General features: G+C 63.7%; 11 protein-coding genes. 6 read left to right on the forward strand and 5 right to left on the reverse strand.

The window, feature by feature from the left end; translation table 11 throughout:
- The first annotated feature begins 21 nt into the window (after window positions 1-21).
- The gene (gene cobC / locus CG716_RS21855) at window positions 22-1,077 is read left to right on the forward strand and encodes an Rv2231c family histidinol phosphate aminotransferase CobC (RefSeq protein ID WP_094483202.1); all 1,056 of its coding nucleotides are present in this window, start codon (window positions 22-24) and stop codon (window positions 1,075-1,077) included.
- Between the two features lie 417 nt (window positions 1,078-1,494).
- A complete protein-coding gene (locus CG716_RS30295; RefSeq protein WP_165774236.1) occupies window positions 1,495-1,635 on the forward strand; it encodes a hypothetical protein in 141 nt (46 codons plus the stop codon).
- A 409-nt stretch (window positions 1,636-2,044) separates the two neighbouring features.
- Here the strand turns inward: CG716_RS30295 and CG716_RS21865 are convergent, their stop codons facing one another.
- Complete coding sequence (locus CG716_RS21865; protein WP_094483204.1) at window positions 2,045-3,256, reverse strand: thiolase family protein; 1,212 nt, start codon at window positions 3,254-3,256, stop codon at window positions 2,045-2,047.
- Between the two features lie 34 nt (window positions 3,257-3,290).
- Window positions 3,291-3,689, reverse strand: a complete 399-nt coding sequence (locus CG716_RS21870) for a Zn-ribbon domain-containing OB-fold protein (RefSeq protein WP_094483205.1) — start codon at window positions 3,687-3,689, stop codon at window positions 3,291-3,293.
- A 231-nt stretch (window positions 3,690-3,920) separates the two neighbouring features.
- Here CG716_RS21870 and CG716_RS21875 point away from each other — a divergent pair, with 231 nt between their 5' ends.
- Complete coding sequence (locus CG716_RS21875; protein WP_165774237.1) at window positions 3,921-4,586, forward strand: GAF domain-containing protein; 666 nt, start codon at window positions 3,921-3,923, stop codon at window positions 4,584-4,586.
- An 89-nt stretch (window positions 4,587-4,675) separates the two neighbouring features.
- On the opposite strand, the gene CG716_RS21880 is transcribed toward CG716_RS21875, so the two are convergent.
- The 3 genes from CG716_RS21880 to CG716_RS21890 form a co-directional block, all read right to left on the reverse strand.
- A complete protein-coding gene (locus CG716_RS21880; protein ID WP_094483207.1) occupies window positions 4,676-5,098 on the reverse strand; it encodes a thiol-disulfide oxidoreductase DCC family protein in 423 nt (140 codons plus the stop codon).
- 97 nt (window positions 5,099-5,195) lie between these two features.
- Window positions 5,196-7,286 (reverse strand): hypothetical protein, encoded by a 2,091-nt coding sequence (locus tag CG716_RS21885; RefSeq protein ID WP_133066996.1) that lies wholly within the window; start codon window positions 7,284-7,286, stop codon window positions 5,196-5,198.
- Window positions 7,287-7,504: 218 nt separating this feature from the next.
- Window positions 7,505-8,305, reverse strand: a complete 801-nt coding sequence (locus tag CG716_RS21890) for a DUF1906 domain-containing protein (RefSeq protein WP_094483209.1) — start codon at window positions 8,303-8,305, stop codon at window positions 7,505-7,507.
- Window positions 8,306-8,478: 173 nt separating this feature from the next.
- Between CG716_RS21890 and CG716_RS21895 the strand changes: the two genes are divergently transcribed.
- From CG716_RS21895 to CG716_RS21905, 3 genes are all read left to right on the forward strand, one after another.
- A complete protein-coding gene (locus CG716_RS21895) occupies window positions 8,479-8,703 on the forward strand; it encodes a three-helix bundle dimerization domain-containing protein (RefSeq protein ID WP_207760738.1) in 225 nt (74 codons plus the stop codon).
- Between the two features lie 126 nt (window positions 8,704-8,829).
- Window positions 8,830-9,108: a DUF3349 domain-containing protein gene (locus CG716_RS21900; RefSeq protein WP_094483211.1), complete on the forward strand. Its 279-nt coding sequence runs from the start codon at window positions 8,830-8,832 to the stop codon at window positions 9,106-9,108.
- Between the two features lie 848 nt (window positions 9,109-9,956).
- Complete coding sequence (locus CG716_RS21905; protein ID WP_165774238.1) at window positions 9,957-12,527, forward strand: beta-propeller fold lactonase family protein; 2,571 nt, start codon at window positions 9,957-9,959, stop codon at window positions 12,525-12,527.
- Window positions 12,528-12,587 lie beyond the last annotated feature (60 nt).

Here is a 12,587-nt window from a genome sequence, read left to right on the forward strand (position 1 = left end):
CGGCGGTTTGCGAATACTAATGTGACCGATGTGATTCACGCGAAACCTGACCGCCCACAGCAGCGAGCGCGCTACCACGCAGATCAGTCCGTCAAGCCGGGCATGCTCGACTTCGCGGTGAACGTACGACAAGGCGGCCCGCCTGATTGGCTGTTGGAGCGCCTCGCCGCACGGCTGCGTGAACTCGGGCAATATCCCACTGCTGACGACCACGGAGCGGCTGTCTCCACAGTCGCCGCTCGGCATGCGATTCCCCCCGACAATGTGCTGCTCTTGGCAGGGGGTGCGGAGGCGTTTGCTCTACTACCCGCCTTGAATCCCCGGCTCGCTGCGCTGATTGCCCCGTCGTTTACCGAGCCCGAGGCCGTGCTGACTACGGCGGGTATCGCCATACAGCATGTCGTGCTGCCAAGACCATTCGACCTCCAAGCTGCCCGAGTGCCAGACGATGCAGACCTTGTCGTCATTGGTAATCCGACCAACCCGACCGGTGTCCTGCATTCCCGGGAGGCGGTTCTCGGACTTCGGAGATCGGGGCGCGTTCTTGTCGTCGACGAGGCGTTTGCCGACGCCGTGCCCGGCGAGCCCGAGTCACTCGCCGGGCTGGGCCTACCTGACGTAATTGTGGTGCGGAGCTTGACCAAAACGTGGTCCTTGGCCGGACTTCGCGTTGGCTACGCGCTCGGCGATCCTGCCGTCCTTGCGTGCTTGTCAGCTCGGCGACCCCACTGGCCGCTGGGAACGCTTCAGCTGGAGGCGATCACAGCATGTTGCGCGCCAGGCGCGGTGGCTGCGGCGTCGGCCGAGGCTGAAAGACTCGCACAGATACGTCTCGAGATGAGCGCTGCGCTGACGTCATTGGGCCTTGACGTCGTCGACGGGCGTGCACCGTTTCTCCTGGTCGGTGTTCCGGACGCGGAATTGGTTCGAATGTACCTTCACGACAATGGTATAGCCGTGCGCCGTTGCGACACCTTTGTCGGATTGGGCGACAATTATCTGCGCGTTGCGGTACGTGACGACTGGCAGCTGCTGCACGCCGCCCTTGCGCACGCCCTGAGGGATGTCGTTGTCTAACAACCCCGCTCGTAGAGCGGGATCCACCGGCTTTGGTACAAAAATCCCCACTGCTGCATATTCGGATCGAAGACGGGAGTCACCGTCTGATCCAAATACTGAAACGGCGGCGGAGCCTGCTCGTCGCGGCGAAGCGGCTGCGGCTGGCAGGAGGGCTCGACGTCTGGGGTGTCGACGTCCGGTAGCTGCCACCACCACCAGGATGGTTCCGCGGTGGGCGGAGGCTGGTGCCATGGTCCGCGGCCGCCTGGGCCGCCTCCCGGCCCACCGGGGGGCCCACCTTGGGGAGGGCCGCCGCCAGGTCCACCCGGAGGCCCACCTTTGGGAGGGCCACCGCCAGGTCCACCCGGAGGCCCACCATCAGGTGGGCCACCAGGACCGCGCGGTGGCGGGCCTTGATCAGACATACCGCTGTCGGTGGGCGAACCACCGGGCCCGGGGCCCGGCTGGCTCACGCTGGGAGCGGGCGTGGAGCCTTCGGGCGCGCTGACCGCAGGTTCGCCGCCGGTGCTCGGTGGCGACGGCGCCGCGCTACCTGCCGAATCGGACGGCGCCTGAGCCGAAGCGACGCCGCCACCCGTCGATGATGACGTCCCGGAATCGCTGGGCAGAATCGGTGACGACACCGAAGAACCCGAGTCACTCGAACTGCTGGAACTACTTGAGCTGCTGGACGACGAACTCGAGTCGCTCGGCGACAGCGGTGCCGGCCCCTCGGGCAGGGGAGTGCCCGCGCTCGCTATTCCCGCTGCGCCCCAGAACAATCCAAAACTGAGCCCTGACGCAAGTGCTGCTTTGACGACTCGTTGTCGACCTATCACAGGACGCCTCCCTGCACGACGCCCACAATGCACAGCGGCAACTGATTGGGCGCATCTCCACTGCCTTTATGCGGCCGTTGACGCCAGCGTAAGGCGGGCAGCTAGTTATGCGCTCTGTTGGTGTTATGCGTCTGCTATGAACGTCGTCAGGCCGCGGACTTCTCCAAAATGTGGACACCGCAGGCTGATCCGAGGCCGATGACGTGCGCCAAACCCACCTTGGCATTTTCGATCTGGCGATCGCCAGCCTCACCACGCAGGTGGTGACAGATCTCCCAGATGTTCGCGATGCCCGTCGCGGCGATCGGGTGTCCCTTGGACTGCAGACCGCCGGAGACGTTGACCGGCGTCGAGCCATCTCGCCAGGTGGCACCGGAGTTGAAGAAGTCAGCGGCACCGCCCTGCTCGCACAGCATCAGGTTGTCATAGTGGACCAACTCGGCCGTCGCGAAGCAATCGTGCAGTTCGACCAGGTCGAGGTCGCCTGGCCCAACGCCAGCCTGCTCGTAGGCGGTGGCGGCGGCATTGCGCGTCAGTGTGTTGACATTCGGCAGCACTTGACAACCCGCTTCGTAGGGATCGGTGGTCAGCACCGAGGCCGACACCTTCACCGCACGCCGACGCTGTTCGAGCGACAAGGATTTCAGCGTCTCACCGTTGCACACGATCGCGGCGGCCGCGCCATCGCAGTTGGCCGAACACATCGGCCGGGTGTTGGGGTAGGCGATCATGACGTCGTTCATGATCTGCTCGAGCGTGAACCGCTTCTGGTAGGCGGCCAGCGGGTTCAATGTCGAATGAGCATGGTTCTTTTCGCTGATTTTTGCGAAAAGTTCGAAACTGGTGCCGCCGTACTTGTGGCCGTACTCGGTACCGATCTGGGCGAACACACCGGGCATTGCCTCGGTGCCGATCCGCCCGTCGATCGGTGCGACGGCACCGAAGCGGCCCGACGGTGACCAGACATCCGAGTCGTCCTTGGGCCGGCCGCCAGCGCCGAGAAGTCCAGCACCAGAGAGCTTTTCGACGCCAACAGCCATGCCGTAGCGCACCTCGCCGGATTTGACTGCCATGATCGCGGTCCGCAATGCGGTGGCTCCGGTGGCGCACGCGTTAGCGACGTTGTACACCGGGATGCCGGTCTGGCCGATCTGCTTCTGCAACTGCTGGCCGATCCCAGCACTGGCGTTCATCAGGTTGCCCGCGGCCAGCACGCCAATGTCGGCCATGGTCAGACCGGCATCGGCGAGCGCCGCCGTCGCGGCCTCGGCAGCCAGATCGACAGTGTCCTTGTCGGCGTGCTTGCCGAACTTCGTCATCCGGATACCGACGATCCAAATCTCGTCACTGGCACTCATGGCATCTCCTTGGGAAACTTCAGATGGCGGCGGATCACGCGAAGGGCTCGAAGCCGAAACCGATCGCCTCGGTCCCGTTCGTGTCGGCGCCAAGCGAGTAGGTACTCAGACGCACCTTCATCCCGTCGCGAACGTGCTCGGGATCGGGTTCGACGTTGACGAGGTTGGCGCGGACCTGTGTGCCGTCGCAGTCGACGATGGAGGCGACGAAGGGGACGGGCACACCGGGAGCGGCGAAGGTGACGATGGTGAACGTTCGCACCGTGCCCTCGGTTGCCACCGGAGCGACAGCGAAATCAGTGGCGAAGCAGTTCGCGCAGGCGTTACGCCGGTCGAAGAAACGCGCACCGCAGGCCCTGCACTCATGCGCGACGAGGTGGGGTTCACCATCGTCGAGCACCAGATAGTCGACCATCGGGATCCGCTCGGCCATGTGAACCTCCGTTCGTATGTCTACGTGACGCTAGCGAGCCCTCACCTTCGACCCCAGAGCGGGGTGGAGTTCGCGATTCGATGAGTTTCGATGGGTTGCGATGAAAGTAAAGAGGAATTCGAGTAGCCGACTACGCGCGCCGTGGGAACGGCGCCACCCTAGAGTTCCCGCAGCTGTCGGCATACGTTGGGATGTCCGACCCCGGCCTGTCATCGATCAAAGGGGAGCCTGGTGTCCGATGAACGCCGCGATGGCGTGGCGAGCTCGACCGGCGCGAGCGCATCGGGTAACCGGGACACGGCGCGACGTCTACTGACGGCGGCCGCGAACAGTGACGCCGTTGTCAGCGCCCTCATCCGCGAAATCTCCGGCGATGAGAGCACGATCGGCAGTCTCCTCGCCGCAGCGATCAACGACCCGGACCGGCTGGCCGCACTGCGTCGAACCCGGCTCCTGGATTCCGGGCCAAGCTCTGCGCTCGACAACTTCGCCGCGTTGACCGCCGAAGCGGTGGGGGCACCGTACGCGGCCATCTCCTTGGTCGACAAGGACACACAGACATTCGCCGGATGCACTGTCACCGATGGGTCCCTACCGCGCCAGTTTGGCCTGGAGTATTCGGTCTGCAAGTTCACCGTTGCCGTGGGCAATTTGTTGGTGGTCGATGATGCGGCGACGCATCCGCTATTGGCCGATCATCCGATGGTTCGCGGTGGTGTGATCCGCGCGTACATCGGGGTGCCGCTGGCCGACGGCCGCGGCCATGCGGTGGGAACGCTGTGTTGTAGCGACAATCAGCCTCACCACTGGACCACCGGGCAGATTCAGATCCTCCGGGACCTGGGCCACGTCCTCGCTTCGAGAATCTTCGACCCGCATGCCAATGAGGCAGGCTAGACAACGAAATGGATCAGCCAGTGGGCGACGGAGAAGCGATCTCCGTCCCTGATCTGGCCCCGATCTACCTTCGCACGTGCCGACGGCCCTCAGCCGTACGCGGTATCCAAGAATCGGCTCCGCACTTCGGCTGACGGAATCGGGCACGTGTCGTGCCTGCCTCCGATGCGATAGCGCACCCTCGCGAACCGTTCGTACAGCCAATCACGCACAAACGGCGGGATCGCATAGGCCGCATACCCCAGTCGCCACCAGCCGCCGAGATACCCCGCGACCTGCAGCAGAGCCGTCGAGCGGATATATACCGACTCGGTAGGTTGTCCGGTATTGCGCACGAAGACGGCGGAATCCAGGCCGATGAGCTCGGGATGGCGAGAGGCCATCTCGCGGGCGAAGTCACTGTCGAGGGCAGCGAACCGCAGGCTTCCTTCACGGTCGTATCGAAGAATCGTGCGTACCGCGCTGTTGCAGACGCCGCATACACCGTCGTAGAGCAGAACGGGCGCGCTCACAAGTCACCTCCCACAAACAGCTATCGCACCTTCAGCATCGCAAATCGGGTCGGGGCGCGGACCCAACTGTTCCTATCGTCACAGTTCGTGTTGCCGGTCATCCACACATCGACGGCATCGCACACTTGGGTCCAGCTGGCGCCGGTGCCGGACGCGGCTCGGGAGCTGGCCGCGGGGCCGGAGCCGGCGCCTCATGCACTGGCGGTGCCTGACGGGCGGGCTGCTCGGGAGCGGGTTCCTGCGGCCGAGGAGCCTGTGCTTCATGGACGGGCGGCGCCTGCCGGACTGGCGCCTGTGGGGCCGGAGCCTCGGCCCGGGGTGCTGGGGCCTCCACCTTTGGCGCGGGAGCTTGCGCCTTGGAGGTCGGGACCTCCGGCTCGGGCGAGTCCGGCGCGGTCCGCTGCTGCGGTGAATCTTGCGGCGGTGTCGCCGTGCGGTCTCGCGGCTGCGACTCCGAATCCTGCGGAAGAGGATTCGCTTGTTGCGGCACCGAGTCGTCGGGTCCAGGAGCCACAGGCTCGGGGGGAGTCCCTGGCCTCTGGTCGGTGGACGGCGCCACGGCCGGGTTCGGTGAATCAGCCTTCGGCGGGACCATTATCGATCCCGAGGAAGGATTGGGTTCCTTTCCGGGCGTGACGTTGGCCGGCGCGGGTTCTGATTTCCGCTGTGGTTGTTCAGCTTTCGGCGGAGTGTAGACGGGCACCGGCGCAACCTTGGGTGCGGTAAACCCGGGTGACACCTTCGATGGCGGCGCGGTTGGCGCGGGCGCAGTCAAAGCTGGTGGCGCAAAGGATGTTTGATGATCCGTCGTGGGCTTGGGAAGTTGCTGCCCCAGCGGCGAGGGGGGCTGCAGCCCGGTGGACATCGGGATGACCCGCGGACCGAGTTCGTTGGTGAAGTCTCGGGTTGACTTGTTCGCGAGGTCCTTCATCGACGGCCCCTGATTTCTCGTCTGGCCAGTGGAAATAAACTGTGTCAGAGAGGCATTCAGATTCACCACCGGGGACGAGACGTGGACGTTGACGGCGGTGGAGTTCGAGACGGTGGGCAGCGGTGCCCAGTCGCGATTGCGCGGATTGTGCCAGTCCCGGTTCATGTTCCAGTTCTGATAGAGGTTCGGGTTGAATCCGCGGGCCTGATCCCATTGCGTGCGGTCGTAGACCGGGTCGCTGTCCTGGAACTTCCACTGGTAGTACTGCTCATACGGATGGTGGCCGTTGTACCAGTTTTGGTCGCGCGGATCACCGGGATGGTCTCGGCGCTGGCCCCAGTCGTTGCGGCCGTCGCGATCCCAACCGTTGCGGTCATAGCCGGCCCAGTTGTAGCCGGCCCAGTTGTAGCCGCGACGGTCATAGCCCCACCGGTCGTAACCCCAGCGGTCGTAGCCCCAACGGTCGAAGCCCAGGAAGTCGTAGCCGTACTGGTTGTAGCCGCTGAGGTCGTAGTTGTACCAATCGGTGGGGTCATAGCCGTAGAGCTGGCCCCACGAGGGGTCGTAATACCCGAGGTCATCGAGGTTGGGTGTCAACGGAGGCGCGTAGGGCTGCGGCCAATCGGCCAGCGGGGCATCCGGAACCCCGGCGGGCGGTGGGCCGTCATCATCGGGCGCCAGGCTGCCTGCCTCGTCGGAAATCGGGTATCCCCAGCTCGGCGCGGACGCACTGGTCAGCGCCACATCCGGCGTCTGGGACGGATCACCCGGATCGGCAACGGGTGGCACAGGCAAAGCAGGAAGTTGTTGTACTGCGTCGGGGGTGTACTGCAGAAGTTGTTGCGTCAGTTGTAAATACAGGTTCTGCAGGCTGGTCCGCTGGGTTGATGCCGACAGGTAATCCAAGTCCTGTTTGGCCTGATTGAGCGAGGTGCGGGCCTCTGTCAGCTGGTCGGCCGTGGGCTGCTGCCCGCCGCCGAGGATGTCCTGCGCCTGCTTGAGATCGTTGACGACTGCGGTCAAAGCGACGTCTTGTGAATGCTCGGGAAAGACCGTCTTCTCTACGCCCCACAGGGTGCCTCCTGGCGAGGTCTCCCATGTTGCGCCGAGTACACCCGCGACGAGTACGACGGCCAAACCACCGGCTGTGGCGATCTTCGCGCGGCGTGAGCTGGGGATGAGCCTGCGCCATCGCGACCGCGGCTCAGAGAATTGGTAAACGTTCTCCCGCAGGGGCGGGGGACTCAGAGTCGTCATGGCGATCTCCTGATAGCGACCTTTAGCCGCTGGTTGCGTCGCTCCCGACCACGCGATATTGGCTATTAGATGCGTGCTGGCCAGTGTGTATACGGATACCCGCCACACTTACTAAGCACAACTAAAATCTACCCAGCTGAGCCCAGCATGCCCAGCGTCGCCACGGAACTCATCACCAAGGCACAGCTCGCACAAAGGGACGCAAAGAAAGCGCTACATCAGGGGTGCAGATTCCATTGGCCGACATCGGAGGCCAATGCGTCGTTGACATCGACTTCGAGTCCACCGACCAGAGGGCCGGGGTTTGACGCGGTGCTCACCACGCGCTGATAGAGAACGGCGCCGGGGTGGACCTGGTTGCCTGACCAGGCTTTCGTTTGCCACGCCCACCAGCGGCCGGGTGTGCTTGACCGCCCGATGACGCCGTCGGCCGCGGCCCACTCACATGCGTCGATACCCGCATAGATCCCGGTGCGCTGAACTCCGAGCACGGAATTGATTCCGCGAAACCACTGCAGCGCGACGTTGTTCCACGTGTCGCGGTTGATGTCCTCGTCGATGGTGAAGAAGATCGGTGCACTCTGGCCGCCCCCTGCCGCGGTGTGCAGCTGCCAGGCGGTGCGCGCGTCGGCGATGCCGCCCGCGTAGCCTCTCGTGAAATCGGACGGGGCCGTCCCTCCGGGCTTGCCGTATTGATAGTTGCTCACGATCACCAAGCCAGCGGCCGTCAGTGACTGGGCGTAAGGCCGAGTGATCGGCTTGGCGCCAAACGACGAGCCGGGCCGCGACAGCGAGACGTAATTGACCACCCCGGCGTGGCCGGCAGCGCGGATGTCCTGTGCGGGGATCTGTTTGGCGGCGAAATCGATCAGCGTGGGAGCGGCGGCGGCCGCCGTGGGGATGCCGCCACCAAGTGATACCGCCCCCAGACCCGCCAACGCCGTGGCGTAGCGCAGCGCGTCTCGCCGGCTAACCGTACTCGTTCGCCGAAGGCCGGTCCCCAGGGGCAAATCCTGCATCGCGCGATGGTAACGGTGCGAATGTTGTTAACGACGTAGCGACTCAGGCCGAGATCAGTTTGGTGTCAGACCGATACCGCATGTTTGGGCGGGGTCAGAGCCGCCGGCATGTGCTTTAAACGAGCTGGCCCGTTGGGCGAGATCAACCTCACAATTTTTGACAGGTGTCAACAGTGAGCGGCAAACTTTCGTGCATGGGTCAGAACAATGAACAAGCCCGCATCGCTCAACTCATCGAGCGGCTTGCTGATGCGCACTCCGATGTGCCATCTGAGCAGATCACATTGACTGTCCATGATGTGTTGGCCGGCTTCAGCGGGGCGTCGGTCCGCGAGTTTGTGCCTCTTCTTGTTGAGCGGCGCGTCCGCCAGCAGCTAGCGCAGATGCAGCCCATCTGACGTACCCCGCTCGCGTGTGGCGGGCGGGCGGGGGATTGGTGATCGTGGACTGGTTGGGCCTGGCACTTTGCGGGCATTCACCACGAGCTACCGCGGCGAGCGGGGCAGCTGACCTAGGAGGACAGCATGTTCCGATCCCCGATCGTCGCACATGTCGCCAAAGCCCTGGGCCTGAGATCATCGGCAGGTGCGCAGCCTCGTTGTCTCTCCGAGGACGACGCCGCAGCAGTCGCCTACGGGCTGACAAGGAGTTCAGCCGGTGCGATCAACGGCATCGACATTCGCGTACAGATCAGCATGATCACCGGCGAACTACCCACTCCGAGTGAGGTACGCCGCGTGAAACATCTTCTGACCGCCGCTGATTGGCTCGTGGCAGACCAGTTCGACTCTCCCGAAGGGTGATGCGTTCGCCCATGGGTCCGTTGGCACGGGTTACCGTGGCAGTAGTCGGGCCCGGAGCCGGGAGTGGCTGACAACCCCGGCCGTAGTCGGCGTAGACATCACTGGCATTTGGCGCCCGACCGAACCCTGGGACTTGAGTTTCCACCCGCGATTGCAGTGGCGACCCGAGCCAGGACGGGACAGCGCCGCAATCGGTGCGCAAAACGCGCATGCCTGAAGTATTGCAGTAGAACCTATTTCGGGTGGCGCGAGCACGGCACGCGGTCGCAGGCTTCGAGATCAACGTTGCAACGCAATGAGCCTGGTACTGGCGACCGCATCGCATTCCGGGGGCAAACAGTTTATGAACGGCAGCGTAAATTCCTGGCGGCCGTCGCGCAGCGGTGTTGGCGGTTGGCTACGGTTGGCAGGTTGGCCTGCCAACCGTACGCTGTGAGGAGTCCCGGATGAATGGGTGGTCCAGAATCGCTTGCTGCGGATGGGGTTTGGCAGCAACGGCAGGCTTGGCCATGGCCTCAGGCCCCGGAGCCGGGCTCGCCGGTGCCACGCCTGGTACGCCGGGTACGCCGGGTACTGCTTCGTCGGCTTCTGGGGCCACCTCGACTTCATCATCGAGCCCATCGACTCCGATACCGCCCGCTCGCTCGACGGCCAAATCCCGACGTTTGTCCACACTGGCGGCAGCCACACCACCGATTGGGCCAGCCACCACATTAATCGGGGTCAACGATACGCCCCGCCGCAACGGAAGCATCGCCCCCAATTCCGCTGCGGCGGTTGCGAGTACCGCCCCAAGATCGTCTGCCGATGTCGGGGGACTGCTGACATCCAGACACTCATTGGCGCCCTTGGCTGCCATCAGCCCAGCACTCGCGGGGGCAACCACCACAGCAGCAGGGCTGGCTCCCGCCGCATCCGCCTCGGTCGCCGCTCCCACACCGATGGCCACCACCATTGCGTCAGGCGCAAGCACACCGCTGCAACGGCTTTCGACATTGGTGACCAAGATTCTCGCGTTGATAGGCCTGTCGTCGTCGCAGCCGACCGCGCCCGCGGGTGCACCACTGTTGTGGGGGTTGTTGGCCTTCGTGCGCCGCGAGGCGGCCAGCGTCATGTCGGACGGCGAACTCAGCGCAAGCCCGGTGCAGATCAGCCAAAGCCTCACAGGGGTGGTAATAGGCTCGGTCAATCTCACTAACCCTTACACCGACCCCGTCAAGTACACGGTTACCGACCAGCCGGCCAACGGCACCGTGGTGATCAACCCCAACGGCACCTATACCTACACCCCCGATGCGGAGATGCAGGGATCCGGTGGCCTCGATCAATTCACTGTCAGAATCAGCGACACCGGATTTCACCTCTTCGACAACTCCAGCATCACCGTGAAGGTGTCGGTGGCGGTGACCCCACCATCAACCGCGATCACCAATCCCGAAGGCACCGGCGCCAAGTCGATCGTGCTGAGCAGCAACGGCCAACGCGCGTTCGTGCTCAACACCGATAACACCATCTCAGTGATCGACACCAACCCCTCCAGCGCCACCAAAAACCAGGTCATCGACGTTATTCCGGTTACGACAACCGTCACCGACCCCGGCACCGGGCAGACCTCAACGTTCGTTCCCACCGTGACTGCACTGGCCACCGATTCCACCGGCAGCACGATCTACCTCACCACCAGCGCTACCTACCAGCCCAGCGATACGGACGCGGCACCCATCACCACCAACACCCTGACCAAGATCACGATCGCCGCCGGGATCGACGGGGCACTGGCCAACACGATCGCCGGCGTCATCGACACCAGCGAAGCCGCCACCGCGGTGGCAGTCTCGTCTGACGGCAGCCGGGTGTACCTGTTGAGCACCGATGGCACGACCAACAATGCCGGCACCGTGTCGGTGATCGACCCCACCCAGATCAGTGGTATCGACACAAGCCCCGGCGCAATTCTCAGCACAGTCGCTGTCGGCAACGGCGGGTCGGCGATCCAAGTGGACGCCGGCGGGAAGGTCTACGTCGCCAACACCTCCGATGACACGGTGTCGATCATCAACCCCGTCACCAGCACCGTCAGCACCGTCGCAGTGGGCGGGGAACCCGACGCTATCGCGTTCGGACCCGGTCCCGGCGGCACCGGCAGTCGCGCCTACGTCGCGAATTATCTGAGCAACAGCGTCTCAGTGATCGATACCAACCCCGCCGATTCGACCTACGACACCGTCATCGCCAACATCACGACCGGCGGGGAGCCCAGCGCGATCACCGTCAGCCCCGATGGCACGCATGTGTATGTGGCCGAGTCCTACACCAACTCTGTGGCGATCATCGACACCGTCACCAACACCGTGACCACTCGGCTGGACACGAGCGCCGATGGCGGGCCCAGCGGCATCGCCTTGAGTCCCGGCGGTACGACCGCCTTGGTGACGAATCTGGCCAGCAGCATCATCGACCAGGTGGCGCTGACCCCGACATTGACCCCCGGATCGACGTCGTCCAGCCAGCTTCTGGGCTCTACCAAGGGATTTCAGGTCTACAACTTCGCCGGCGAAGCCGCCACGCTCGGCGGGTATCTCGGGAAGGGCACGTTACAGAGTCCGGCGCCCGCACCCGGCACGGTAGTCGCTCCCGGTTCTTACATCGACTTCGAAGTCGTGATCTACAGCGGCCACAACAACACCGTGCAACCCTATTTCTTACTGCCGCAGCCCAACGGCGGCCCTTTGAGCACGAGCCTTTCGGTCGTGCTCAAGAACGTAAACGTCACCCGGCACATCGCGAGCTGCGGTGTCCACGATGGTGATCAGTGCAAGGCCATTCCGGGCTACAAGGTCGCCCTGCTCGATCCGCCCGGCACCGTGGTCAACCTCGATGCGAGCCAAAGCGCTGACGCCCAGCAGATTTCCCAGACACTGAAGGACCTGTGCGACAACAATGCACTGGGGACCTGCGACTTCACCGCCGACCCCAATCGGCAACAAGTACTGCTGTCCAAACCCAAGATCGTGGGCGCGATCATCTACAACAACACCGGATCGCCGGAGACGGTGTCTAGCAGCTACAGTGCGGCGAAGTCCCAAACCAATAGCATCAGTTTCGAATTCAGTGCGAACTTCACCGTCATCAAGGACAAAATCAACCTCGGCATCAAAGCTACTTACGGCCACGTGTGGACCAACACCTACACCTTCACGCAAACCGTCACCTATCAGCTTCAGCCCAGTCAGTGGGGGTGGGTGGACGCGGAGGTACCGGTGTACCGCGATTGGGGGAATTTCACCATCGACCTGGGCAACACCACCTGGAACATCACCAACGTGTACTTCGACAGCCCGGATGACTCTGGTAATAGCTTCTGGTCTCCCACTACCAGCTCATCGCCGCCGACGTCTGACGCGCTCGACACAGCCTGAAATCACCCGCAATATCCGGGTCCTCATCGAGTGCAAATCGGACTCATGGTCATCGCATAG

The sequence above is a fragment of the Mycolicibacterium sphagni genome, assembly GCF_002250655.1.
GTDB lineage: Bacteria > Actinomycetota > Actinomycetes > Mycobacteriales > Mycobacteriaceae > Mycobacterium > Mycobacterium sphagni.

What these genes read in the sequence shown, in the direction of transcription:
- CG716_RS21890 (WP_094483209.1), bottom strand. Translation starts at nt 8,305, where the DNA reads ATGCAGGATTTGCCCCTGGGGACCGGCCTTCGGCGAACGAGTACGGTT.
- CG716_RS21885 (WP_133066996.1), bottom strand. Translation starts at nt 7,286, where the DNA reads ATGACGACTCTGAGTCCCCCGCCCCTGCGGGAGAACGTTTACCAATTC.
- CG716_RS21865 (WP_094483204.1), bottom strand. Translation starts at nt 3,256, where the DNA reads ATGAGTGCCAGTGACGAGATTTGGATCGTCGGTATCCGGATGACGAAG.
- CG716_RS21870 (WP_094483205.1), bottom strand. Translation starts at nt 3,689, where the DNA reads ATGGCCGAGCGGATCCCGATGGTCGACTATCTGGTGCTCGACGATGGT.
- CG716_RS21900 (WP_094483211.1), top strand. Translation starts at nt 8,830, where the DNA reads ATGTTCCGATCCCCGATCGTCGCACATGTCGCCAAAGCCCTGGGCCTG.